Genomic DNA, 23,425 nt, shown 5'->3' with positions numbered 1-23,425 from the left:
GCGCCATGTACTCACCCCGCCCGCGCAGACGGGCCACGGCACTCGCCGTCGCCGCCACCACCACCCTCGCGTTGGCCGGTTGCTCCGGAGGCACATCAGGCACCGAAGCGGCGACCGGGTCCTCCGACGCGCTGACGACCTTCACGCCCACGGGCTCGGGCTCGGTCGACTCGATCACCTGGAACGTCTTCCAGGGCGAGCCTCAGACCATCGACCCCTTCCAGTCGGCCGACTACACGCCGAACATGATCAACTCGAACATGTGCGAGACCCTGCTCGCCCAGACACCCGACTTCCGGATCAAGCCCAATCTGGCGAAGTCGTACTCGAATCCCGACGCGACGACCTGGGTCTACAAGCTGCGCGGCGACGTCACCTTCTGGGACGGCTCGCCGATGACCGCCGACGACGTCGTGTGGAGCATGCGGCACAACTTGACGGACAAGTCGAGCTTCTACGGCTACCTGTACTCGAACGTCGCCTCGATCGCGAAGACGGGCGCCGGCGAAGTGACGGTCAGGCTCAAGAAGCCCGACTACCTCTTCAACGATGAATTGGCGAGCTTCGCCGGTGTCGTCGTCGAGAGGAAGTTCTACGAGCAACACGGCAAGAAGGTCGGTACGCCGGACGTCGGTGTCATGTGCACGGGCCCGTACAAGTTCGGCAAGTGGACGCAGGGCCAGTCGATCGACGTGAGCCGCTACGACGGCTACTGGAACAAGTCGCTGCCTCTGAAGGTGAAGAACATCGACTTCACTTTCCTGACCGATGACTCCGCGATCACCTCCGGTCTGCTCTCGGGCCAGATCGACGGAACTTACGGTCCGCCGATGGCCGGGCTGACACAGCTGAAGGCATCGTCGGCGGGCAAGCTCTACTCGGGTCCCGCGCCCCTGGCCGTCACGCTCGTGGTCGCGAACCAGAAGGGCGCGATGGGCAACGCCGAGGTGCGCAAGGCACTCCAGATGGCCATCGACTGGAAGGGCATCGGCGGCCATGTGTACGGCGGTGAGGGCACCCCTGCTTCGCTGCAGACCGTGCCGGCCGTGTACGGCTTCGCGAAGGACGACCTGACCGCGTACGCCGACTCGGTCAAGACCGATGGCTCCGCGAAGATCGACGAGGCGAAGAAGCTGCTCGCCGGCGTTCCGGCTGACGTGAGATCGAAGCAGATCAGCCTCGTGGTTCCGCAGCAGGCGGAGACGCAGCAGTTGGGCGTGGGGATCAAGGACGCGGCCGACAAGATCGGCTTGAACTTCAAGCTCAACGTCGTACCCGCAACCGGCTACTCGAACTACCTGTACGACCCGGCGACGCGTGGCGACACCGACCTGCTGTACACGCAGTTCTGGCCGAACATCCCGAACCCGCTCGACTGGCTGGGCCTCACCGCGGTGACCGGCGGCACCTTCAACCAGTCCGGCTACAGCGGCATCGACGGGCTCTACGCCGAGGCGATCAGCACGAAGGACGACAGCGCCCGCTCCAAGCTGGTCGTACGCATGGAGCAGAAGCTGCACGACGAGATGAATCCGATGTTCTCCGGCATCGAGCTGACGAACGACGTGTGGCTCGGAAGCAAGATCACCGGGGCGCCGGCAGCATTCGACTACGTCTACTACCCATGGGCGGCTCACCTCGGTGGAACCGGCAAGTAGTCCTCATTCGACTTTCGCTGGTCCCGGGGAAGCGGGGTCGGGCTGCGGCCCGATGTGCCGTTCGCCGCTTTGGGGCGGGGCCGCGAATGATACGAGGGTTGGGGCCGGGCCTGACACCAGGGCTCAGTGCCGCAGCAGTGCCCGGCGCGTTGCTCGGGCCAGTCGGGCCGCGGGGTGCCGGGACGGCGGGGTGGGGCCCGAGCGCTCCAGCCACCAGGCACGCAGCCGTCGCCGCGCCCCGGCGTCCTCGGGGAGCCCGGCGCGCAGCAGGTGCTCGGCGAAGTCGAGGGCGTCGCGCCGGTAACCGCCGGTCGTCGGACGGCTCTGGGCATAGTCGAGGAAGGCCGGCCGGTACGCCTCCCCGAGGATCACGGGCAGCTCGGGAGCGACCTTCGCGACGACACCGGACCGCTTGGCGGCGAGGGCGCGCGCCTGCACCCCGAGCCGCACCCGGTCGAATCCCTCGGGCACGGGAGTGCCGGCGACGAGGGACGACAGCAGTGCGGCCTGCGCGAGCGCGAGCCGCTCCCGCGCGGTCGCGTCACCGGCGCGACCACGACCGGATTCCGGCCCCCTTCCGTCTGTCGGGTTGTCCGGAGTGACTGCGCCTGCCGAGGCGTCCGGCCCCACTGCGCGCGTCGAGGTGTCCGGCCCCGTCTCGTCCGTCGGCCCCGGAGCCGCGGCGGCTCGGCTCGCCCCGGCCGCCGCCCGTGTCGCGGTCATGGCGGCGACACCGGTGTCCGCCCCGGTCGCCGCCTTCTCGACCGTCTGCCGAATCGCGGACAACTCCCGCTCCAGTTCGTCCGGTTCGGGGAAGTTCTCGTCGCGCTCCAGCAGGACCCCGGGCGGGGTGACGCGCGACGCGAGGCCGGCCAGGATGTCGAGGACCGGCCGCGTCACCGGGTGGGCGTGGCTGTCGTGCCAGACGCCGTCGCGTTCGAAGCCGCCCGCGACATGGACGTACGCGATGGCCTCGACGGGCAGCTCGTCCAGCGCCCCGGCCGGGTCCTCGCCGCGGTTGACGTGGTTCGTGTGCAGGTTGGCGACGTCGATCAGCAGCCGTACGCCGGTGCGGTCGGCGAGGTCGTACAGGAACTGTCCCTCGGTCATCTCCTCGCCCGGCCAGGAGATGAGCGCCGCGATGTTCTCCACGGCGAGCGGCACGGGAAGCGCGTCCTGGGCGATGCGGATGTTCGCGCACAGGACGTCCAGTGCGTCGCGGGTGCGGGGGACCGGGAGCAGATGGCCCGCCTCCAGCGCCGGCGAGGCGGTCAGCGGCCCGCCCGCCCGTACGAACGCGATGTGCTCGGTGACCAGCGGCGAGCCCAGGACCCGTGCGCACTCGGCGAGCGCGGCCAGCCGTGCCTCGTCGGGACGGTCCGCGCCGCCGAGGCCGAGGGAGACGCCGTGCGGGACGACCGTGACACCGCGCTCGCGCAGCCGCACCAGCGACTCGGGAAGATGACCGGGGCACACGTTCTCGGCGACGGCCTCGACCCAGTCGATGCCCGGCATCCGCTCCACGGCTCCGGCGATCTCCGGCCGCCACCCGATGCCCGTACCCAGTCGTTCCATCGTTACCTCCTCCGCCACGGGTCCTCCGCCGCGTCCTCGGGCGGACCACGGCCGCCGCACCGGGCGACCCGGCCGCCTCCGCGTCCTCGCCCGGCCGACCCCGCCCGTCGCCCGGCCGACCCCGTCCGCCCCCCCGTCGACGACCGCCGCCGCCGGTGTGACGGAGTGATGGCCCCGGTCCCCGGGGCCGAACCCTCCCCGGGGACCTTCAGAGGAACATTTGAGGGTTCCACTCCAACGGCGGGCACTACGGCACGCGACCTCCAGGAAGAGCTGCTGGTGACCATGCGGCACCGCGCGGCGGCCCACGGCGTACGCCTGCCGCCCGCGGCTCGCGGCCACGGCCCACCCGGAGGAACCCGTGATCACCCGTCTCCACAGGCACCGCCGGCGCGGTGCGGTCGCCCTCGCCCTGGCCGCCCTCGTGGCGTCTCCCGTCGTGACCCGCAGCGGGGTCCCGGCGCACGCGGCCACGCCGTCGCAGGACGCCTGCCACACCGTCGGCGACGCGATGCCCTACGGCGACTGCGGGCCCTTCCACCAGGTCTTCGCCGACAACTTCAACGGCCAGTACGTGCCGCTCGGGGCCTTCACCGGCTGTGCCGGCGACGGTGACTTCCACTGCGCCGGGCTCAGGACGTCCGGCGGCGTCTACCACCAGATCGGCGCCTACCCCCGCGGCTGGTACGACACGGCCAACCCCAAGAATCACTCCAACGGCAACACCCGGACCTTCGGCGGCGAGTACCGCGCCGACGACACCACCTGGATCGGCCCGTCCGCCACCGGCGACGGCCAACTGCACGTGCGCATGTACCGGCCGGCGACGGGCGACAACCATGTGGCCGCACTGGTGCCGCTGGGCTGCATGAACATCCGCTACGGCAAGTTCAGCGAGCGCTGGCGCGTCCACGGCGCGCTAGACGGCTACAAGATGGCCCATCTGCGCTACGCCGGAAGCGAGATCGACTTCCCGGAGGCGGGCGAGAACTTCGTCCACGACCCGATCAGCGCCTTCGTGCACGGCTTCCGCGAGTACAACGCCGACGCCCCCGGCCGCTGGACCGACTGGCACACCAGCACCTACGAGATCACTCCCTCCGGCGTCACCTTCTACCTGGACGGCAAGAAGATCGGCCATGTGACGGGCAACAACCCCGACACCACGCCCTGGGTGCTCCAGAACGAGTCGAGCCTCGGCGGCCACTACGCCGCGAAGGGCTCCTCCGTCCAGATCGACACGACCTGGCTGACCTGCTACAGATACGAGGCGGCGCGCCGATGAACCCCTGACGAGCCGCAGACCGCGGACCGTCGACCTCGGCTCAGGCCTGCGGCCCCGCCGGCCACCGTCGGCCGCGCGCCCGGCCCGGGAGCGCGCCGGGCCCCGGACACCCCTGCGTCACACCGCGTGGATGTTCGGCCGGACCTCCACGATGATGTCCGCGTCCGCCGCGTCGCCCTCCTCCTCGCGCCAGAGGAAGACGCGCACGTGCTTCGCCCGGGGAAGGCCGCGCGCCTTCCACTCGGTCATCAGGTCGGCGACGACGAGGGCGACGGCGTACTGGGCGCCCTCGCTCGAATCGGCGGCGGTGATCGCGCCCCGCCACCGTTCGGGGTCGCTGCCGTAGGGGCGCCATCCCTCCGAGCCATGCGGCTCGAACACCTGGTACACCCAGTCCGTCTCGGTGCCCATAACGCCGATCCTGTCACCAAGGAGTCCCCCGCGCCGCATCGGACTCTTGTGCGGGACGGCGCGCGCCGCGGGCCGTCAGCCCCGGCGCAGGGCCGGGTGGTCCGCCACCACGGTGCAGCTTCCGGGGGCGATCTCCGTGAAGCCGGCGTCGCGTACCAACGGCAGGCCGGACGCGGTCAGTTCGGGCCAGCGGGACGGGGGCGCCGTGCGGACCTGGAGCGTGAAGCCGGCATCGCGCCAGGCGGCGCGCTCGTCGTCCGGCAGGGCCCACCAGGCGAGCTGTGCGCCGTGACCGGCCTGGGCCATCGCCTTGCCCGCGGTCATCTCCAGGTCCGGGTTCAGCCACAGCACCGGCGTCGACGGGTCCGGCTCGACCGGCGGCTCCGGGTCGTCGAGGTCCGTGCCCGAGACCTGGAGCCGGGCCAGGTCCTTGGGCCAGCCGTCCAGCGGCACCGGGGGGAAGACCCGGATCTCGGCGGACTTGCCCGTGACCGTGATGCCGGGCAGTGCCTCGGCCCGGCGCCACTCCGCGCCGCGCGCCCGGCGCACCACCTTGCGGATGCGCGCGTCCTGCCAGTCCCGCATCGCCTGGGCCCATTCGCCCTCGCCGAGCGAGCGCTCGTCGCTGAGAAGCACGAGCACGGCGCGCGCCGCGGTCTCCAGCGCGTCCGTTCGCGCCGGGGGAGCGGCCCGCTCGATGCGCACCACCATCGGCATGACGAACTGCGGTGCCTCGTCGCGTGCGGTGCGCTCGGCGTGGAAGGGGCTGTCGCTGTCCTGGCCGTCGTTCGGGGAGTCCGCCGACGCTGCGGGGGTCTGGTCACTGCTCACGACGCCAAGTGTGCCAGGCGGAAGATCGGGTCATCGGGTGAGCCGTCGTGGGGGAGGAGGCGGCCGGGACGTCATCCGGAGCAGGCCGTGCGCTGTGCCTCCTGCCACGTGCAGACCGGGCAGAGCGTGATCCCCTTGAAGGACTCCGGGTACTCGGTCGGCTCCCGGCACAGCACGCACTCGGCGAACGGCGGGCCGCCCGCCGCGGGTACCGGGGCCACCGCCTCTGCCGCCCGGGTATCGCAGTAGTCGCTCATGCCCCCAGCGTAAGCGGAGGCGGCCGACGCCCACCGGCGTCCGCCGGGGCGCGAGGCCGTGCCGGCCGGGCCGCTGCCCGGCCGGTCGGGTGGATACGGCCCCGGCGTCGGTGCGCCGGGCCGGGGCGACCGCGAAGTCATCCGCCCGGCCGCCGCAGCCGCCCCGCCGGCCGGCCCCTCGGGAGCGGAGCCGGCCGAGGCGGTGGGTCACTCGTCGTGGGTGACCGAGGCGGGGGCAGGTGCCGGCGGCTCCTCCTCGGCCGGGGGCTCCGCCCACAGCTCCGGAGGGGCCTCGCCCGAAGGAGTCGCGGCGCCTTCGCCGATGGGTACCTGGGCGAGCCCGTGCGCGGGCGCGGCGGCCTCCTCCGGAGGCTGTGGTGCCGCCTCACCCGTCGGCGCGCCCTCGGCCGACCGCTCCGGAGCCTCGACGGCCGGCCGGACCGACGTGCCCGGCGCTGACCGTGCCCCGTTCTGCCCCGTCGCGCTCTCGGAGTACGCCGACCGCTCCAGGAACCGCAGCAACTCGACCGGGAACGGCAGGACCAGCGTGGAGTTCTTCTCCGCCGCGACCGCCACCACGGTCTGCAGCAGCCGTAGCTGGAGCGCGGCGGGCTGCTCGGACATCACCCCGGCGGCCTCCGCCAGCTTCTTCGACGCCTGGAGTTCCGCGTCCGCGTTGATGACGCGCGCCCGGCGCTCGCGGTCCGCCTCCGCCTGGCGGGCCATCGACCGCTTCATCGTGTCCGGCAGCGACACGTCCTTGATCTCGACCCGGTCGATCTGCACGCCCCAGCCCACGGCCGGGCTGTCGATCATCAGTTCCAGGCCCTGGTTGAGCTTCTCCCGGTTGGACAGCAGGTCGTCCAGATCGCTCTTGCCGATGATCGAGCGCAGCGAGGTCTGCGCCATCTGCGAGACCGCGAACCGGTAGTCCTCGACCCGGATGATCGCGTTCGCCGGGTCGATCACCTTGAAGTAGACGACGGCGTCCACGCGCACGGTCACATTGTCCCGGGTGATGCCCTCCTGTGCCGGGATCGGCAGCGTCACGATCTGCATGTTGACCTTCTGCAGCCGGTCGACGAAGGGCACGATCACGGTGAAGCCCGGCGGCCTGGGCGTGCCGAGGAGCCGTCCGAAGCGGAACACGATCCCGCGCTCGTACTGTTTGACCACCCGGGCCGCCGCGGACACGTACACGAGTCCCACGGCACCGAGTCCGACCAGCGCACCCACCAGCTCCGAGAGCATGACGACCTCCTCACAGAGAGGTCCGGTATATCCCGTCAATCTGGTGTATCCGTCAATCTGGCATATCCGGATGCATCTGCACCTACCACGATAATTCCGCCAGGGTCTATGAAGCGAGGGCCCGCCGGTGCGGCACCGGCGGGCTCCCGTGTGTCTGGCGCCGAGCGGTCCCGGGTGTCAGCCGCCGGAGGTCAGCCGGACGGGATCCGTCCCGGCCGCGCTGTGCCGCTCCGCCCAGTTCTCCAGGGCCGTACGGCAGGCGTGGTCCAGATGGTGCAGCCCGGCCAGGTCCAGCTCCACCGGCCGGTCCTGCGGCAGCGCCTCCAGGCTGTCGAGGATCTTCGGCAGCCGCAGGAACGTCGCATTGCCCGACAGATACGCCTGCACCGGGCCCGCGCCCTTGTCGATGACCTCCAGCCGGATGTGCGAGGCCTCCCACGCCGTCTTCACCACGGCCAGCGCGAGCCCGATGAGCACGCCCTCGAACATACTGATCGCCACGATGGACACCGCCGTGACCAGCAGGATCAGCGCCTCACCCCGGTGCTCGCGCCACAGGGTCACCAGCACCCGTACGGGGACCAGCTTGGCGCCGGAGTACACGAGAACGCCGGCGAGCGCCGGGATCGGTATGTACGCCAGCGCGGACGGCAGCAGCGCCGCGAACAGCAGCAGCCACACACCGTGCAGCACACGCGACGCCTTGGTACGGGCACCCGCCTGGACGTTGGCCGCGCTGCGCACGATCACCGCGGTCATCGGCAGTGCCCCGAGCAGCCCGCACACGGTGTTGCCGGTGCCCTGCGCCATCAACTCCTTGTTGTACTGCGTGCGCGGACCGTGGTGGAGCCGGTCCACGGCGGCGGCGCTGAAGAGGGACTCGGCGGAGGCGATCAGCGTGAACGCGACGATCGTGCCGAGCAGGCCCACGTCCGCCAGTTGGCCATAGGCGCTCAGGGAGGGCGGCTGGACCGAGTCGAGCAGCCCCTTCACCTCGACCGTGGCCACCGGCGGGCCGAGGACCACGGTGGCGAGGGTGGCGAGGCCGACCGCGGCGAGCGGACCGGGCACCGTGCGCACCGCGCGCGGCAGGTGCTTCCACAGCACGAGGACGGCGATGGTGCCCGTGCCGAGTGCCAGGGAGGCCAGCGCGCGGGCGCTCGACGCGGCGTCGACGAGCGCCCAGGGCAGTCCGGCCATCTTGCCCAGGCCCGAGGCCGGGGGCTTCGCCCCGACCACGGAGTACAGCTGTCCGGCGATCAGCACCAGGCCGATGCCGGCCAGCATGCCCTCCACGACGGACAGCGAGATGGCACGGAACCAGCGCCCCAGTTTCAGCGCGCCCATGAGGAGTTGGAGCACCCCGGTGGCGAGCACGATCACGCCCAGCGCCGGCAGCCCGAACTCCCGTACCGCTTCGAAGACCAGCACGGTCAGTCCGGCCGCGGGTCCGGAGACCTGGAGGCTGCTGCCGGGCAGCACTCCGGTGACGAGGCCGCCCACGATGCCGGTCACCAGGCCGAGTTCGGCGGGCACGCCGGAGGCGACGGCCACGCCCACGCACAGCGGGAGCGCGACCAGGAAGACGACGAGGGAGGCGGTGAAGTCCCGCCTGAGGTAAGGGAATGCGCTCATCGGGCCGCTCACAGGGCTTCGAAGGTGTCGGTGGCGGTGCGGTGTTCGTGCACGGCTCCGGTGTGCACCTCGTAGTACCAGCCGTGCAGGCGCAGTCGGCCCGCCGCGAGGCGCTGTTCCACGCACGGGTAGGACCGCAGGCGCAGCAACTGGGCGAGCACATGGTTGCGTACGGCGTCCGCGACCGCCGGGTCGTCCGCGCCGGTCGCCCGGGGTTCGGGCGCGGCGTGCGCGAGCCAGTCGCGCACGGCCGGGACGGCGGTCAGGTCGTCGCCGCGCACCAGCGCGCCGACGGCACCGCAGTGGGAGTGGCCGCAGACGACGACGTCCTTGACGCCGAGCACCTCCACGGCGTACTCGATGGTGGCCGCCTCGCTGGTGGGGTGCTCGGAGGCGTACGGGGGCACGATGTTGCCCGCGGTGCGCAGTTCGAACAGCTCACCGGGCCGGGCTCCGGTGATCAGGGCGGGCACGACCCGGGAGTCGGAGCAGGTGATGAACAGGACCTGCGGGGACTGGCCCTCGGCCAGCCGGGCGAACTCCTCGGGGCGCTGTCCGTGCGCACGGGCGTGATCGATGAGGGGCTGCATTGTCAGTTCCTCCTGGCGCGCTTGGTCCGGCGCGTCGGTGTACGAGAACGTGGCATATGCGGATACGGCGACAGGACCCCACGTCGACGCGCTCGGCCAACGTGGCGTGGTGAGGGGAGGTCGCTGTCCGTCCGTACCGGATGGACCGCTCAGTGGCGGAACACCTGGAGTGCCGCGGGAGTGTGAGCGGTCGAGGGTCTGGATATGTGCGGTGAGGCGGGCCGGCCGGCCGGGGCGCCGCTCGCCGACGGCGTCGGCGTGGGGGCCCCCGAGACGGGTTCCGCGGCCGTGCGGTGGCGGTCGCGGGTGCGCAGCGGGCCGGTCGGGCCCGCCAGATGTCCGGTCCCGCCGCAGCGGACGATCTCGTCCGTGTCCTCCGCGCGCTTGCTCGTGACAGGCTCCGGGAAGCCGGCGGCGGTTGCCTGGGTCCGGTCCGCGGAGGCGGAGGAGGCGGTGGGCGTGACGAGGTGCAGAGCCAGCAGGGCCGACAGGACGGCGGACAGCGCCGTCAGCACCCACCGGACCGTCGTGCCGCGAACCATGCGCCCCCTCCCCGCTGCGTGCGTGCGTCCGTCACGGATGACGTGAGCAACACGTTAACCTGGCCGGCTCGTTTGCAGGGTTAACTTCACGTTTCAGGTAAAGGACAGCCCAAAAACCGAGGTGAGAGTGGCTAGAACGCGCCGGTGGCGCACAACCGTTTGGGACTGTTACGCCTTCACGAGACCCTGTGCGTCGCGGGCGAGGGCGGTGAGGCGGGAGATCGCACGGAAGTACTTCTTGCGGTAGCCCCCTTGCAGCATGTCCTCGCTGAACAGCCGGTCGAACGGCACGCCGGAGGCGAGCACCGGCACCTCCCGGTCGTAGAGCCGGTCCGCGAGCACGACCAGCCGCAGCGCCGTCGACTGGTCCGGCACCGGCCGGACATCGGTCAGGCAGACGGCCTTCACCCCGTCGGTCAGCGCGCCGTAGCGGCTCGGGTGGACGCGGGCGAGGTGCTCCAGGAGATCCGGGAAGGCGTCGAGCGAGGCGCCGTCGGTGGCGTACGCCGCCTTCTCGACCTGCTCCTCGGTGAACGGCGCCGGGGCCTCGGGCAGGCCGCGGTGCCGGTAGTCCTCGCCGTCGATGCGCAGGGGGCGGAAGTGCGCGGACAGACCCTGGATCTCCCGCAGGAAGTCGGCGGCGGCGAACCGGCCCTCGCCGAGCTTGCCCGGCAGGGTGTTGGAGGTGGCGGCGAGCGCGACGCCCGCGTCGACGAGCTTGCCGAGCAGGGTGGAGACGAGGACGGTGTCGCCGGGGTCGTCGAGTTCGAACTCGTCGATGCACAGCAGACGGTGCCCGGAGAGCGTTCGGACCGTCTGCTGGAAGCCGAGCGCACCGACCAGATTGGTCAGCTCCACGAAGGTGCCGAAGGCCTTGAGCGCGGGCTCGGCCGGGGTGGCGTGCCACAGGGAGGCCAGGAGGTGGGTCTTGCCGACGCCGTAGCCGCCGTCGAGGTAGACGCCGCGGGGTCCCGCCGGGGTCTTGGGGGTTCTCGCCTTCCCGAAGCCGAAGAGCGAGCGCCTGGCGGGCGCGGCCGGGGTACCGCCGATGCTCGTGGCGAAGCTCTCCAGGACGCGCACGGCCTCGCTCTGGCTGGGCTGGTTCGGGTCCGGAACGTACGTCGCGAAACGGACCGAGTCGAAACGCGGCGGCGGCACCATCTCGGCGACGAGCCGGCCGACGGGGACGTGCGGGTCGCGGGCGCTCAGGGACAGCGGAACCGCTTCGGCTATCGGGTCGATCCCGGAAGCGGCGGAGGAGGAGGACACGGTTCCCCATGCTAAAGGCCGTGCCACACTGCACGTCATGCGACGCCTGTTCCCTGTGACCGACGAGACAGCGCCCCGGCCCGGTGGCACGCCCCCCGGCGGGGCGGAGACCGCCGATGCCGGCCCGATGGGCGGGCATCCCGCCCCGGACGCCACCGACCGGGAGTGGAGCCTTCGGGAGCTGGCCGCGGCGTACGCCTACCCCGAGCCCGGACCCGGCGGCCGGGAGCCCTGGCTGCGCGCCAACATGGTCGCCACCCTCGATGGCGCCGCCCAGCACGAGGGGCGCTCCCAGCCCATCTCCGGCACCGGCGACAAGCGGATCTTCGGCACGCTGCGGGGGCTCGCGGACGCCGTGCTCGTGGGCGCGGAGACGGTACGGCAGGAGGGCTACCGCCCGGCACGCGTGGGTGCGGACTTCGCGGGGCTGCGGGAGGCGGCCGGACAGGGTCCCGCGCCCGTGATCGCCGTGGTCAGCGCCGGCCTCGACCTGGACTTCTCGTGGCCGCTGTTCACCTCGCCCCTGGTGCCCACGCTGGTGCTGACCGGCGCCGGCGCGGCGCCGGACCGGGTGGCCGCGGCGGAGAAGGCGGGCGCCCGTGTGCTGATCGCCGGGGACGGCGTGCGGGTGGACCCCGCCCGCGCCGTCCGCGCCCTGGCGGACCTCGGAATGACCCGGCTGCTGAGCGAGGGCGGCCCGCACCTGCTCGGGCAGCTGGTCACGGCGGGGGTCCTGGACGAGCTGTGCCTGACGGTCTCCCCGACGCTCACGGCGGGCGACGCGCAGCGGATCGCCGGGGGCCCCTCGATGGCGGTGCCCAAGCGTATGAGGCTGGTGTCGCTGCTGGAGGAGGAGGGGTTCCTCTTCAGCCGCTACTGCCGGGCCTGACGGTGTCCGTTTGCCGTACGGCAGGCACACTAGATCTTGCTATCCCCGTGCGATCACGGGGCAGGATGGTCTCCGCAGGGCCTCTACGGCCCACGGACAAGAGGCCCCCCGGAGGGGTCCTCGGAGGAGGAAGGGGCGCCTGCCGTGTTCACGAGCGTCTTGATGATCGAGAAGGCTCTCACGTCGGCCGATGTGGAGTTCGTGACGACCTTGCACGGTGAGGAGCCGGTCACCTTCCGTGTGCTGCTGCAGCCGCGCGGCGACCAGGCCGACCGCCTGTTGCGCGCCATCGACGACATCGCCCTCGGCGAGTTGGACGAGGCCGCACACGAACGGGAGACCCCGGAGGGCAAGAACGCCGCCGCCCTCGGGCAGCAGGCTCTGGAGGTGTCCCTGACCGCGCTGCGGGCGGCCGGCAGCGAGGCGGAGGGCCGCCTCATCGAGGAACATCCGCTGGACGCGCTGAAGACGCTGGTCGACGAGGTCCACGCGGACGAGGTGATCGTGCTGACCGACCCCCACTACGTGGAGGAGTTCTTCCACCGCGACTGGGCGTCCAGGGCCCGGCACAAGGTGGGTGTGCCGGTGCTGAAGCTGTTCTCGCACAGCAAGGCGTAGCCGCCGGGCCGGGCGGGGCCCGGTGCCCCGCGAAGCCCGCTTCCGCACGGGGCGCGGTCGCCCGCGTCCCGTGCGAGGAGCCGCCCCGGTACGCAATAGGCTGGGGGCGCGTTCTCGCGCGAGGACGCCCACCGTCGTACCGGATCTTGGGGAGATACACGCATGGCACCCGGCCTTCCTACCGCCATGGACCGACCGCACTTCATCGGCATCGGCGGCGCCGGGATGTCGGGCATCGCCAAGATCCTCGCGCAGCGCGGCGCCCGGGTGGCGGGCAGTGACGCCAAGGACTCGGCGACCGCCGAGGCCCTGCGGGCGCTCGGTGTGACCGTGCACATCGGACACGCCGCCGAGCACCTCGCCGACGACGCCACCTGCGTCGTCGTCTCCTCCGCGATCCGGGCGGACAACCCGGAGCTGACGCGTGCGGCGGAGCTGGGCATCCCCGTGGTGCACCGCTCGGACGCGCTCGCCCGCCTGATGGACGGCCTGCGCCCGATCGCGGTCGCCGGCACCCACGGCAAGACGACCACCACGTCGATGCTGGCGGTGTCCCTGACCGAGCTGGGCCTCGCCCCGTCGTACGCCATCGGCGGCGACCTGGACGCCCCCGGCTCCAACGCCCTGCACGGCGAGGGCGAGATCTTCGTCGCCGAGGCCGACGAGAGCGACCGCAGCTTCCACACGTACGCGCCCGAGGTCGCGATCGTCCTCAACGTCGAACTGGACCACCACGCGAACTACGCGTCCCTCGAGGAGATCTACGAGTCCTTCCAGACCTTCGCGGGCCGGATCGTGCCCGGCGGCACACTGGTGATCACGACCGACCACGAGGGCGCGCGCGAGCTGACACGGCGGCTGGACGGCTCGGTGAAGACGGTGACGTACGGCGAGGCGGAGGACGCCGACGTACGCATCCTCTCGGTCGTTCCGCAGGGTCTGAAGAGCCGGGTGACGGTGCTCCTGGACGGCGCGGAGCTGACCTTCACGGTCTCCGTCCCGGGCCGCCACTACGCGCACAACGCGGTCGCGGCACTCGCGGCGGGCGTGGCGCTGGGCGTCCCGGCGGCCGAGCTGGCCACGGCCCTGGCCGCGTACACGGGTGTCAAGCGCCGCCTCCAGCTGACGGGCGAGGAAGCCGGCGTCCAGGTCATCGACTCCTACGCGCACCACCCCACGGAGATGACCGCGGACCTGGAGGCGATGCGGGCCGCGGCCGACGGCTCCCGCATCCTGGTCGTCTTCCAGCCGCACCTCTTCTCCCGCACCCAGGAGCTGGGCAAGGAGATGGGCGAGGCGCTTGCTCTCGCGGACGCCTCCGTGGTCCTGGACATCTACCCCGCCCGCGAGGACCCCGTCCCGGGCGTGACGAGCGAGCTGATCATCGCGGCGGCGCGGGCGGCGGGCGCCGAGGTGCGGGCCGTCCACGACAAGGCGGAGGTCCCCGAGACGGTGGCGGGAATGGCGAAGCCGGGGGATCTGGTTCTCACCATGGGCGCGGGGGACGTCACGGACCTGGGCCCGCTCATCCTGACCCGTCTGTCGAAGTAAGGGGCTGACACAGCATGGCGTACGACGTGGAGAAGCCGGACGAGCAGTGGCGCGCGGAGCTGAACCCGGCCGAGTACGCGGTTCTGCGCAGGGCCGCGACGGAGCCCGCCTTCGTCGGTGAGTACACCGACACCAAGACCCGGGGCGTCTACTCCTGTCGGGCGTGTGGCGCCGAGCTCTTCACCTCGGACACGAAGTTCGACTCGCACTGCGGCTGGCCGAGCTTCTACGACCCGAAGGACAGCGACGCGGTGGAACTGGTCGAGGACCGCTCGCACGGGATGCTCCGCACCGAGGTGCGCTGCGCCCGCTGCGGATCGCATCTCGGGCATGTCTTCGAGGGCGAGGGCTACCAGACCCCGACGGACCAGCGGTACTGCATCAACTCGATCTCACTGCGGCTGGAGCCGACCGAGGACTGAGGTCGGCGCCTTCCGCGCCGGTGTCACCACGGGCAGCGCCGGTACGACGCCACCATCCCGCTCGCCGAGAAGCGCCACCAGGCACACCTCGCCGAACTCGACACGGGGGAGTACGGGGGACGCCGACCGGACGGAAGTCGCGACGCTGCGGTCGTACGTGGAGGCCCTGGGAGGCAGGCTCCGCGTGATGGCCGACTTCGGCGACACGGAGTACACCGTCGCCTGATCCCTTTCCCTGCCGATGGCGGAGCAGAGCGAGGGGAGAGGTACCGCTCGGGTTTGCGGCGCGGCCGTGACGTATCGCGGCACGTAAGTCAATCGACTGAGTCGCGCCTGCCCGGCTTGCGCGAGGGTGGGCGCAGGACGCCCGTCGGACCCTGCGGTCCGCTGGCCTCCAGATGTTCGGCAACTGCCCCAGGAGACGACGTCATGTCTGCCTATGACCCCCTTGGGCCCGGTGACCCCCGGACCGCGCCGACCGCGCGGCCCTCGGAGGAGTCCCTGGCCATTCCCCGGCTGGCGCCCGGCCGCGCGCTGGCGCACCTCTACCGGCCGGCCGGGACCGGCGCCCCGCTGCCGGTCATCCTTGCCGCCGGCGGGGGCGCGGAACCGGGGGGCGATCCGCTGTCCGGCGACACCTCGCTGCGCAGCCTGGCGCGCCTGACGAACGCCGCCGTGGTCCAGTTGGCGTGTGGTGACAATGCAGGCACCTCGGCTCTGGACGACGACTGCTTCACCGCGTCGTCGTGGCTCGCCGCCCATGGACACGAGGCGGGCCTGGACGGCACGCGTCTGGCTCTCGTGGGCCTGGGGGAGGCGGCCGGCGCGATGGCGCGGGCCGCACGCATGGCCACCGCGTGGGGCAGCCCGAAACTCACCGCGCTGGTGCTGGCGCCTTCCCGGGACGAGGCGGAGTCACCTTCCCTCGGTCCGCAGGACACCCGGGACTTCGCGGCTCTGGATCCCCGCTACCCGTGGCCCCGCATCTGGATCACGACCGAGCAGACCTGGGAAGGGGCGTTCGAGAAGGTGGTCGCCTTCCTGCGTTCGGCACTGACGGAGACCTGGCCGGCCGACGGACGGGAAGAGGCCTGAGGGTCCCCGCGTCAGGGGATCGGTACCCGCACCCGCGCACGTCGGCTGTCGGCGCTCGACCGGGATTGCCCGCCGCCCGGTCGGGGACTATGGTCTGTCAGGATCAGTCAAGGGATCATCCGGTGGCAGTTGCCATGCCGCCGCACTTCCATCGCCGCCCGGTCGCCCAGGAGCCGTCGGAGACGGCGTTCGTCCGTGAGGCACCGGCACTGTGCCATGCGTCACTTCTTCCCCCGGCGGCCTGGCGGTGTGTCACAGCCGCGTCTGGCGGTCCGTCCCAGGGGCGCCTGGGGCCGGTGGGGTCGGTGAAAGGACGTACGAGGTGGGGACCCACGGTTCCGCCGAGCCTGGCGTGGGCAGGGGTGCTGGGATCGTGGGCCGAGCGGAGGAACTGGTCCTGCTCGCCTCCGTACTGAGTGGCGTGCGGGAGTCCGGGGCAGCGCTGCTGCTGCGCGGCGACGCAGGAGTGGGCAAGACCGCCTTGCTGCAGTGGGCGGAGGACTACGCCCGTGAGGCCGGCACCCGTGTGATCCGCGCCGAAGGGGCGGAGCAGGAGTCGGAACTCGCCTTCGCGACTCTGCACCAGGCGCTGTATCCGCTGCTTGACCACATGGAGCGGCTTCCCCCCGCCCAACAGGCCGCGCTGAACCGGGCCTTCGGAGCGCTGGACGACGAGGCACCGGACCGGTTCGCCATCTCCGCGGCGGCCCTCGCCCTGCTGCGCTTTGCTTCCCGGCCCCATCCCCTGCTGGTCATCGTCGACGACACGCACTGGATCGACGCCTCGAGTGCCCAGGTCCTGGGCTTCGTCCAACGCCGGATCGCCGCGCTGCCCGTCGTCCTGCTGACCGCGGCCCGCGTGGGCTGGGGCAAGCCGATGGATCTGACGGGTGTTCAGGCGGTGGATGTCGCTCCGCTGCCTCCCTTGGAGGCTGCCGCGCTGCTGGCGCGGGAACACCCGCACCTCGCGATCCCGACCGCGGAGCGGCTTCTCGCGGAGGCGGCGGGCAATCCCCTGGCCCTCGTGGAGTTACCCACGCGGCTCGACGAGCGGCAGCAGCGCGGAATCGCCCCGTTGCCTTCGGCGCTGCCCCTGAGTGATCGGCTGGAGGACGTCTTCGCGGGACGGGTCCGGGCGCTTCCGGAACCGGCCCGCTACGGGCTGCTGCTGGCCGCCCTCGCGGGAAGCGGCGCAGGCGGCCTGCGTACGGTCCGGGCAGCGGCCCAGGGCTGGGAGGGGTGGAGCGAGCAGGCACTCCAGGCCGCGGTCGGCAGCGGACTGGTCAGCATCGATTTCACCCGCGAGGCGATCGCCTTCCGGCATCCGCTCGTGCGCTCCGCGGTCGTGCATGTCACACCTCCCGTGGTGCGCCGTGCCGGACACCGGGCGCTGGCCGAGGTGCTGGCCGACCAACCCGAGCGGCAGGCCTGGCATCTGGCGGATGCCGCGGCCGGGCCGGTCGAGGCAGCCGCAGTGGCACTGGAGCACGCGGCCGATCGGGCCCTGGGCCGAGGCGGCCCGGCGGAGGCCGCGGCGGCGCTCTCCCGTGCGGCCGATCTCAGCCCGACGGCGGAGGGCCGCGCGCGACGCCTGGTCGAGGCGGCTTTCGTCGCCGTGATCGGCGGCCAGATGGAGCTGGCCGAGGGGTTGCTGGAGACGTGCGAACGCGAAGCCCTGCCCGCTGATCCGCTGAGACGGGCCACCGCGGCCGCCTACCTCATGTTCTTCCGCGACGGCGATCTCGAGGGAGTCCGCAGAACGCTCCCGCCCCTGCTGGACGAGGCCTACGGGGGCGAGCAGTCCGAGCCGGTCCTGGACGACGCGTTGTACGTCCTCATGAGAGCCTGCGTGTACCTGGGCCAGGCCGATCTCTGGGAACCGGTCATCGGGGTGCTGGACAAGGGGTCCCCGCACGCCCGTATCGGCTTCGACGCCATCGCCGATCCGGCGCGCACCGCGTACACCGTCGCCGACCGGCTCCGCGCAACCGTCGCGGACCTGCCGTCCGGCCTGCCGGCGTGGCAGGCGCGATGGCTGACCCTCGCCTCCATCCACCTCGACTTCTACAGCGAATTCGCGGAGGTGTGGGTGGGGCTGACGAGCCGCAGCTCCCACGCCATCCAGCAAGTGGTGACGGCACTCGCCCTCTACCCCATGTTCCTGGAGGGCCGCTGGGACGAAGTCGAGGCCATGGCCGAGGAGGCCGTCGAGCGGGCCCGCGGGCACGGCGACCAGTTCCACGTCGGTCTGATGAGCTACTACCTCGCCCTGGTCGCGACCGGACGCGGGGACGAGGAGCGGCTCACCGTGCTCAACGCGCGGATCGCCGACTGGGCGCGACCGCAGCGGCTGAACGCCGTGCTGGGCATGGTCGAGGAGACCAACGCCCGGGCCGCTCTCAGCCGGGGCGCTTACGAGGAGGCCTACGCACACGCGAGCTCGGTCACCCCGCCGGGCGTGCTGCCGCCCTTTTTCTTCATCTTCCACCGGGTCTTCCTGGACGTGGTGGAGGCGTGCATGCGCACCGGCCGCGTCGACGAGGCGCGGGCCCATGTGGCAGCCGGTCGGCAGGCCCGCATGGACGCCATCTCCCCGCACTACGCGTTCATCCTCGCCGGCGCGGCCGCCACGGCTGCCGGGGACGAGGAGGCCGATCAGTTGTTCCAGGACGCTCTGTCCCTGGCCGACCGTGACCGGTGGCCCTTCGAGAAGGCGCGGATCCAGCTCAACTACGGCGAGTGGCTGCGCCGCCGCCACGACCGCCGCCGCGCACGCCAGCTGCTGAACCGCGCACTGTCGACCTTCCGCCGGCTCGGAGCCGAGCCCTGGGCCAGGCGCGCCGCCGAGGAGTTGCGTGCCGCGGGTGCCGCCGCGCCGGCCATGGCCCTCGCCGAGGGTGCCTCCGCGCTCACCGCCCAGGAACTGCGCATCGCGGAACTGGCGGCGCAGGGGAAGACCAACAAGGACATCGGCCTGCTGCTGCACCTGTCCCCGCGCACGGTCGGAGCCCATCTCTATAAGATCTACCCCAAACTGGGCATCTCTTCCCGCACCGCTCTGCGGGACGCCCTCGCGGGCGGCTCTCCGCCGGGTTAGATCTGCCCCCGCGACTGCGTCAACTCGCCTCCCGGGTCTCCTGCTCTGCCACGGCGCAGCGCCACTCGCGCAGTGACATGCCGTACGCCGCACGAAAGGCCCGGCTGAAGTGGGCCGGGCTGACGAAGCCCCAGCGCTGGACGACCGCCGACACCGTGGGACTGACCTGGCCGCGCCGGGCGAGTTCGCTTCTGCATTCCTCCAGCCTGCGTAGCTGGATCCAGCGTTCGATGGTGTGCTCCTCGCCCTCGAAGATCGTGTGCAGGTGCGGCACGGAGATGGACAGGTGAGCGGCGATCGTCTCGGGCGAGAGATCCGGGTCGGCCAGGTTCCGGCTGACGTACTCGCGTACCCGTGCGGTCATGGGATCGAGGTCGCCCCTGCTCTCCCGGGCCGTGCCCCGCTCGCCGACCAGCGCGGCCAGCAGATCGCCGACGGTTCCCCCGAGGAGCTCGCTCACCGGCGCGGGGTGGCTGAACCGGCTCTCGGCCAGCATGGACAGAAGCGGTGCCAACCTCCCGGCCACGCCCTCGTCCGCGGACAGCGGCAGGGCGGTGACCGAGCGGACGTCGCGGTCCGGAACCGCCAGAACGCTTTGCGGCACCTGGAAGACGTGCATGCGGAAGGTGCCGGGCTGGTCCAGGGTGAAGGGCCGGGCCGACGAGTAGAGCACCATGTCGCCCGGGTTCAGGAGTGCGGTCCTGCCGTCCTGGACGAGTGTGGACCGGCCCTGGGCCTGCAGGCCGACGGACACGAAGTCGCCGGCGGTCCGGACGCTGGCCGCGTGCGCGGCGGTCCGGCTCATCCGTTGCGCGTCCGCCTCGATGGTCGCGACCTTGACGTAGCCCAGGCGGCCACTGGCGATCTGTCCGGCGAAGGACGACGCGCTCTTGAGCGTGACGGACAGCGGGCCCAGGGTGCGGCTGACAGCGTGGTTCCAGAACTCCCGTTTGGCGTGACTCGGCACGGATGCTGTTGTCAGGATATTCCGCATGTGAACGACTTCCCGGGATAAGGGCGCCCGATAGGGAATCGCCCTGCTCAGACCGTAGCCGCGAACCGCAGCGCCATCGTTTCGACCGGTCTGGTCCTCTCCGAGGCGTGGGTCCGCACACATGAGGGTGGCGGTGCCGGCCGTCCTGGCAGTAGGTCAAATGACTGCTCATCCGTCGACGGAGCGGTGCGTCCGACGTAGGTATGTCCGACGAGAGCCGGTGCACCGCCCTCCATCCCGCCCGACCCCCGGGGCGTGCCGCGTCCACACCCCTCGTCGCCCGTCCGGCGGCGGCGTACACGGGCCCGGCGGCCGCTCCCGGGCGGGCTGACCGCCAGGTCACCCGCCACAGAGCCGCAACACTAGCCGTCTAGACTCTCCCGGCAACGGCCTGTGCGACACCGGCCGGAATCGGGCCGCTCCTGCCACACCCGAAGGGTATTCGGCGCTTTGATACGGATAGATTCAGTCACCAAGCGGTACCCGGACGGCACGCTGGCGGTCGACCGGCTGTCCCTGGAGATACCCGACCGCTCGATCACCGTCCTCGTCGGCCCTTCCGGCTGCGGCAAGACCACGACCCTTCGCATGATCAACCGCATGGTCGAGCCGAGCGAGGGCACGATCACCATCGACGGCGTCGACATCAGCCGCCGGCCCGTGAACTCGCTGCGCCGGTCCATGGGGTACGTCATCCAGAACGCGGGCCTCTTCCAGCACCGCACCATCGTCGACAACATCGCGACCGTGCCCCGGCTGCTCGGCTGGAGCAAGGACCGTGCCCGGACGCGCGCCCGGGAGCTGATGGAACGGGTCGGCCTCGACGCGTCGCTCGCCCAGCGGTACCCCTACCAGCTCTCCGGCGGGCAGCAGCAGCGCGTCGGCGTGGCGCGGGCGCTCGCCGCGGACCCGCCGGTGCTGCTGATGGACGAGCCGTTCTCCGCCGTCGACCCGATCGTGCGCAACGGGCTGCAGGAGGAACTCCTCAGGATCCAGGACGAGTTGGGCAAGACCATCGTCTTCGTCACCCATGACATCGACGAGGCGATCCGGCTCGGCACGATGGTCGCCGTCATGCGGATCGGGGGCCGGATCGCCCAGTTCGCCCCGCCCGCCGAACTGCTCACCTCCCCGGCAGACTCCTTCGTGGAGGCCTTCCTCGGGAGTGACCGGGGCATCCGGCGGCTGTCCTTCTTCATCTCCGGGACACTGGAATTGGCCATGGCCCCGGTCGTCGCCGTCGACGCCACCGCCGAACAGATCGCCTCCCGCGCCACCCCGGACACGCCCTACCTCCTCGTCACCGGCCTCGACGGCAGGCCGCTCGGCTGGAGCGAGCCGGAGAACCTGGTCGCGGGGGACATCGCGCCGGAGCGGCTGCTGCCGTACGGGAGGCCGTTCGTCCACGGCAAAGACTCACTGCGCACCGTGCTCGACGGCGCCGTGCTCTCGCCCACCGGCTGGGCCGTCGCTGTGGACGGCGACGGCCGGGTGGTCGGGGTCGTGTCGCAGCAGTCGGTGGGCGAGGCCATCCGCAGTGCCCGCACCGCAGGCGCGCAGGGGGAGAAAGTCGCCGGATGAATCGGTTCTTCGATATCCCGAGCGATCTGCAGAGCAGCTATCTCGGCCTGATCGGCCTGCACCTGAGGGAGGCGCTGCTCCCGGTCCTGGCGGGCCTGCTGGTCGCCCTGCCCGTGGGTCAGATCTGTGTGCGGTTCCGATGGCTGTACCCACCGGTGCTGTGGGTGACGACCGTGCTGTACGCCATCCCGTCGCTGGCCTTCTTCGTCGTCCTCATCGACTACACCGGCCAGACGGAGACCACGGTGATGATCCCGCTGGCCGTCTACAGCCTGGTCGTCCTCGTTCCGGCGATCGTGGACGGCGTCCGTTCCGTGCCGCAGGAGACGCTCGACGCGGCCGCCGCGATGGGCTTCGGACCCGTACGCCGGTACCTCCAGGTCCAGTTGCCGATCGCCGTGCCCGCCGTCATCGCCGGACTGCGGGTGGCCACCGTGTCCAGCATCAGCCTGGTCAGCGTCGGCATGCTGATCGGCAACCAGGGCGCGCTGGGCAACCTGCTCAACGACGCGAACATCTACCACCGTCCCGAACTCGCGTGGAACTCGGTGATCACCACGGCGGTCCTGGCGATCCTCGCCGACGCCGCGCTGGTCCTCGTCCGTGTTCTGCTGACCCCGTGGATGCCGAGCGGCGCGCGCCGCCGGAAGCCCAAGGCCGCCGTGGCCCGGCCCGATCAGGCCGTGCCCGCCCTGGAGGACGCCGCCCGGTGAACGTACTCGGTTTCGTCAGCGCCTTCTTCAACGACAGCGCCCACTGGCACGGCTACGACGGCATCCCCACGCGCCTGTGGGAGCACATCCAGTACTGCCTGGAGGCACTCGCCTTCGCCGCCGCCATCGGGCTGCCGGTCGGCCTGGTCACCGGCCACTACGGGCGCGGGGGCACCGCCCTCTCCCTGATCGCCACCGCCGCCAGGGCCCTGCCCAGTTTCGGCCTGCTGGTCCTGATGGTCACCCTGCTCGGGTTCGGTCTGCTGCCCGTGATGATCCCCCTGGTGGTCCTCGCCGTTCCGCCGATCCTGGTCACCACCTACGAGGCCGTCCGTTCCGTGGACCCGTCCCCGGTGGACGCCGCCCGCGGCATGGGCATGCAGGAGTCACGCATCCTCTTCCAGGTGGAACTCCCGGTCGCGCTCCCGCTGATCCTCAGCGGTCTGCGCTCGGCGGCCATCCAGATCGTCTCGACCGCCACCATCGCCGCGTACCTCGGCCTCGGCGGCCTCGGCCGGTACATCATCGACGGTCTCTACCAGAAGAACTACGAGAAGGTGGTGGGCGGCGCCACGCTGGTGGCCGTGATGGCGCTGACGACGCTCGCCGTGTTCGGGGCGGCCGGGCGGCTCGCGGTGTCGCGGGGGGTGCGGCGGAGCGCCTGACGCGACGACCGGGGGCCGGGAACCCCCCTGTCCCGGGCCCCCGTGTGGTGTGTCATCCCTCGCTGCGGGCCAGCGCCTGCTCCAGTACGACGAGCAGCGCGTCCCGCACCGAGCCGCGCTCCCGGGCGTCGAAGACGACGACCGGGACGCGCGCGGCGACATCCAGTGCCCAGCGGACCCCGTCCAGGCCGTACTCCACCTTTCGGTCGAAGGCGTTGAGGGCGACCGCGAACGGGATCTTCCGGTGCTCGAAGTAGCCCACGGCCGCGTAGCAGTCGTCGAGGCGGCGGGTGTCGACGATGACGAGCGCGCCGACCGCGCCCTCCACGATGGTCCGTCCGTCATTTCTTCACGACCGGACGTGCACTCCGGACCATGCATCGAGGCCAATCGGTGACCGAAATGGTCTTGACCGACCGAGAACCGGCTGGATTGGATCGGTGGGTGCGGTGCCCGCACCCCCGCACAGCTGTGCCATGCCCTGCTTCAACCCCAT

Annotated in this window: 21 protein-coding genes and 1 pseudogene; 11 read left to right on the top strand and 11 right to left on the bottom strand. The window is 71.6% G+C overall.

The features are described from left to right. The first annotated feature begins 5 nt into the window (after positions 1 to 5). Complete coding sequence (locus ACWD5Q_RS15065; RefSeq protein ID WP_451427419.1) at positions 6 to 1,658, top strand: ABC transporter substrate-binding protein; 1,653 nt, start codon at positions 6 to 8, stop codon at positions 1,656 to 1,658. Between the two features lie 123 nt (positions 1,659 to 1,781). Here the strand turns inward: ACWD5Q_RS15065 and ACWD5Q_RS15060 are convergent, their stop codons facing one another. Continuing rightward, complete coding sequence (locus tag ACWD5Q_RS15060; protein WP_451427418.1) at positions 1,782 to 3,233, bottom strand: DUF692 domain-containing protein; 1,452 nt, start codon at positions 3,231 to 3,233, stop codon at positions 1,782 to 1,784. Positions 3,234 to 3,594: 361 nt separating this feature from the next. Here ACWD5Q_RS15060 and ACWD5Q_RS15055 point away from each other — a divergent pair, with 361 nt between their 5' ends. Then, positions 3,595 to 4,518, top strand: coding sequence for a glycoside hydrolase family 16 protein (locus tag ACWD5Q_RS15055; protein ID WP_451427417.1), 924 nt, complete (start codon positions 3,595 to 3,597; stop codon positions 4,516 to 4,518). A 117-nt stretch (positions 4,519 to 4,635) separates the two neighbouring features. Here ACWD5Q_RS15055 and ACWD5Q_RS15050 read toward each other — a convergent pair whose 3' ends face one another. From ACWD5Q_RS15050 to zapE, 8 genes are all read right to left on the bottom strand, one after another. Continuing rightward, the gene (locus tag ACWD5Q_RS15050) at positions 4,636 to 4,929 is read right to left on the bottom strand and encodes a hypothetical protein (RefSeq protein ID WP_451427416.1); all 294 of its coding nucleotides are present in this window, start codon (positions 4,927 to 4,929) and stop codon (positions 4,636 to 4,638) included. Between the two features lie 75 nt (positions 4,930 to 5,004). Next, positions 5,005 to 5,760, bottom strand: coding sequence for an aminoacyl-tRNA hydrolase (locus ACWD5Q_RS15045; protein WP_451427415.1), 756 nt, complete (start codon positions 5,758 to 5,760; stop codon positions 5,005 to 5,007). Positions 5,761 to 5,831: 71 nt separating this feature from the next. After that, the gene (locus ACWD5Q_RS15040) at positions 5,832 to 6,017 is read right to left on the bottom strand and encodes a hypothetical protein (protein WP_451427414.1); all 186 of its coding nucleotides are present in this window, start codon (positions 6,015 to 6,017) and stop codon (positions 5,832 to 5,834) included. Between the two features lie 207 nt (positions 6,018 to 6,224). Further along, complete coding sequence (locus ACWD5Q_RS15035) at positions 6,225 to 7,268, bottom strand: slipin family protein (RefSeq protein ID WP_451427413.1); 1,044 nt, start codon at positions 7,266 to 7,268, stop codon at positions 6,225 to 6,227. A 177-nt stretch (positions 7,269 to 7,445) separates the two neighbouring features. Next, on the bottom strand, positions 7,446 to 8,903 hold the full coding sequence (locus ACWD5Q_RS15030) for a SulP family inorganic anion transporter (protein ID WP_451427412.1): 1,458 nt from the start codon (positions 8,901 to 8,903) through the stop codon (positions 7,446 to 7,448). 8 nt (positions 8,904 to 8,911) lie between these two features. Next, entirely contained in the window at positions 8,912 to 9,493 is a 582-nt protein-coding gene (locus tag ACWD5Q_RS15025) for a carbonic anhydrase (protein WP_451427411.1), read from the bottom strand. Positions 9,494 to 9,642: 149 nt separating this feature from the next. Next, on the bottom strand, positions 9,643 to 10,035 hold the full coding sequence (locus ACWD5Q_RS15020; RefSeq protein WP_451427410.1) for a hypothetical protein: 393 nt from the start codon (positions 10,033 to 10,035) through the stop codon (positions 9,643 to 9,645). A gap of 168 nt (positions 10,036 to 10,203) precedes the next feature. Continuing rightward, positions 10,204 to 11,304, bottom strand: a complete 1,101-nt coding sequence (gene zapE, locus ACWD5Q_RS15015; protein ID WP_451427409.1) for a cell division protein ZapE — start codon at positions 11,302 to 11,304, stop codon at positions 10,204 to 10,206. A 37-nt stretch (positions 11,305 to 11,341) separates the two neighbouring features. Between zapE and ACWD5Q_RS15010 the strand changes: the two genes are divergently transcribed. The 6 genes from ACWD5Q_RS15010 to ACWD5Q_RS14985 all read left to right on the top strand — a co-directional run bounded on the left by ACWD5Q_RS15010 (position 11,342) and on the right by ACWD5Q_RS14985 (position 18,976). After that, on the top strand, positions 11,342 to 12,193 hold the full coding sequence (locus ACWD5Q_RS15010; protein WP_451427408.1) for a pyrimidine reductase family protein: 852 nt from the start codon (positions 11,342 to 11,344) through the stop codon (positions 12,191 to 12,193). 144 nt (positions 12,194 to 12,337) lie between these two features. Next, positions 12,338 to 12,811, top strand: a complete 474-nt coding sequence (locus ACWD5Q_RS15005) for an indole-3-glycerol phosphate synthase (RefSeq protein WP_451427407.1) — start codon at positions 12,338 to 12,340, stop codon at positions 12,809 to 12,811. Positions 12,812 to 12,973: 162 nt separating this feature from the next. Then, a complete protein-coding gene (gene murC, locus ACWD5Q_RS15000; RefSeq protein WP_451427406.1) occupies positions 12,974 to 14,362 on the top strand; it encodes a UDP-N-acetylmuramate--L-alanine ligase in 1,389 nt (462 codons plus the stop codon). A 14-nt stretch (positions 14,363 to 14,376) separates the two neighbouring features. After that, complete coding sequence (msrB, locus tag ACWD5Q_RS14995) at positions 14,377 to 14,784, top strand: peptide-methionine (R)-S-oxide reductase MsrB (RefSeq protein WP_451427405.1); 408 nt, start codon at positions 14,377 to 14,379, stop codon at positions 14,782 to 14,784. A 429-nt stretch (positions 14,785 to 15,213) separates the two neighbouring features. Beyond that, a complete protein-coding gene (locus tag ACWD5Q_RS14990) occupies positions 15,214 to 15,879 on the top strand; it encodes a hypothetical protein (RefSeq protein ID WP_451427404.1) in 666 nt (221 codons plus the stop codon). Between the two features lie 373 nt (positions 15,880 to 16,252). After that, the gene (locus ACWD5Q_RS14985) at positions 16,253 to 18,976 is read left to right on the top strand and encodes an AAA family ATPase (RefSeq protein ID WP_451427403.1); all 2,724 of its coding nucleotides are present in this window, start codon (positions 16,253 to 16,255) and stop codon (positions 18,974 to 18,976) included. Positions 18,977 to 18,995: 19 nt separating this feature from the next. On the opposite strand, the gene ACWD5Q_RS14980 is transcribed toward ACWD5Q_RS14985, so the two are convergent. Continuing rightward, complete coding sequence (locus ACWD5Q_RS14980; protein ID WP_451427402.1) at positions 18,996 to 19,943, bottom strand: AraC-like ligand-binding domain-containing protein; 948 nt, start codon at positions 19,941 to 19,943, stop codon at positions 18,996 to 18,998. 477 nt (positions 19,944 to 20,420) lie between these two features. Here ACWD5Q_RS14980 and ACWD5Q_RS14975 point away from each other — a divergent pair, with 477 nt between their 5' ends. From ACWD5Q_RS14975 to ACWD5Q_RS14965, 3 genes are read left to right on the top strand one after another with little or no spacing between them, the layout of a single operon-like run. Next, complete coding sequence (locus tag ACWD5Q_RS14975; protein ID WP_451427401.1) at positions 20,421 to 21,551, top strand: ABC transporter ATP-binding protein; 1,131 nt, start codon at positions 20,421 to 20,423, stop codon at positions 21,549 to 21,551. Next, positions 21,548 to 22,264, top strand: a complete 717-nt coding sequence (locus ACWD5Q_RS14970; protein WP_451427400.1) for an ABC transporter permease — start codon at positions 21,548 to 21,550, stop codon at positions 22,262 to 22,264. Before ACWD5Q_RS14975 ends, ACWD5Q_RS14970 begins: the two co-directional genes overlap by 4 nt. After that, positions 22,261 to 22,929, top strand: coding sequence for an ABC transporter permease (locus ACWD5Q_RS14965; RefSeq protein WP_451427399.1), 669 nt, complete (start codon positions 22,261 to 22,263; stop codon positions 22,927 to 22,929). Before ACWD5Q_RS14970 ends, ACWD5Q_RS14965 begins: the two co-directional genes overlap by 4 nt. Positions 22,930 to 22,981: 52 nt before the next feature. On the opposite strand, the pseudogene ACWD5Q_RS14960 reads toward ACWD5Q_RS14965, so the two are convergent. After that, a pseudogene (locus tag ACWD5Q_RS14960) lies at positions 22,982 to 23,260 on the bottom strand (ATP-binding protein); the annotation flags it as partial. Positions 23,261 to 23,425: the final 165 nt, after the last annotated feature.

The sequence above is a fragment of the Streptomyces sp. NPDC002513 genome (assembly GCF_053595355.1).
The sequence above is the reverse complement of the archived record's forward strand: the minus strand, read 5'-3'. Positions and strand labels throughout refer to the sequence as shown.

Bases quoted from the DNA above. Each gene is read 5' to 3' on its own strand.
- ACWD5Q_RS15065 (WP_451427419.1), top strand. From the start codon at position 6: ATGTACTCACCCCGCCCGCGCAGACGGGCCACGGCACTCGCCGTCGCC.
- ACWD5Q_RS15060 (WP_451427418.1), bottom strand. From the start codon at position 3,233: ATGGAACGACTGGGTACGGGCATCGGGTGGCGGCCGGAGATCGCCGGA.
- ACWD5Q_RS15050 (WP_451427416.1), bottom strand. From the start codon at position 4,929: ATGGGCACCGAGACGGACTGGGTGTACCAGGTGTTCGAGCCGCATGGC.
- ACWD5Q_RS15040 (WP_451427414.1), bottom strand. From the start codon at position 6,017: ATGAGCGACTACTGCGATACCCGGGCGGCAGAGGCGGTGGCCCCGGTA.
- ACWD5Q_RS15035 (WP_451427413.1), bottom strand. From the start codon at position 7,268: ATGCTCTCGGAGCTGGTGGGTGCGCTGGTCGGACTCGGTGCCGTGGGA.
- ACWD5Q_RS15030 (WP_451427412.1), bottom strand. From the start codon at position 8,903: ATGAGCGCATTCCCTTACCTCAGGCGGGACTTCACCGCCTCCCTCGTC.
- ACWD5Q_RS15025 (WP_451427411.1), bottom strand. From the start codon at position 9,493: ATGCAGCCCCTCATCGATCACGCCCGTGCGCACGGACAGCGCCCCGAG.
- ACWD5Q_RS15020 (WP_451427410.1), bottom strand. From the start codon at position 10,035: ATGGTTCGCGGCACGACGGTCCGGTGGGTGCTGACGGCGCTGTCCGCC.
- ACWD5Q_RS15010 (WP_451427408.1), top strand. From the start codon at position 11,342: ATGCGACGCCTGTTCCCTGTGACCGACGAGACAGCGCCCCGGCCCGGT.
- murC (WP_451427406.1), top strand. From the start codon at position 12,974: ATGGCACCCGGCCTTCCTACCGCCATGGACCGACCGCACTTCATCGGC.
- msrB (WP_451427405.1), top strand. From the start codon at position 14,377: ATGGCGTACGACGTGGAGAAGCCGGACGAGCAGTGGCGCGCGGAGCTG.
- ACWD5Q_RS14990 (WP_451427404.1), top strand. From the start codon at position 15,214: ATGTCTGCCTATGACCCCCTTGGGCCCGGTGACCCCCGGACCGCGCCG.
- ACWD5Q_RS14970 (WP_451427400.1), top strand. From the start codon at position 21,548: ATGAATCGGTTCTTCGATATCCCGAGCGATCTGCAGAGCAGCTATCTC.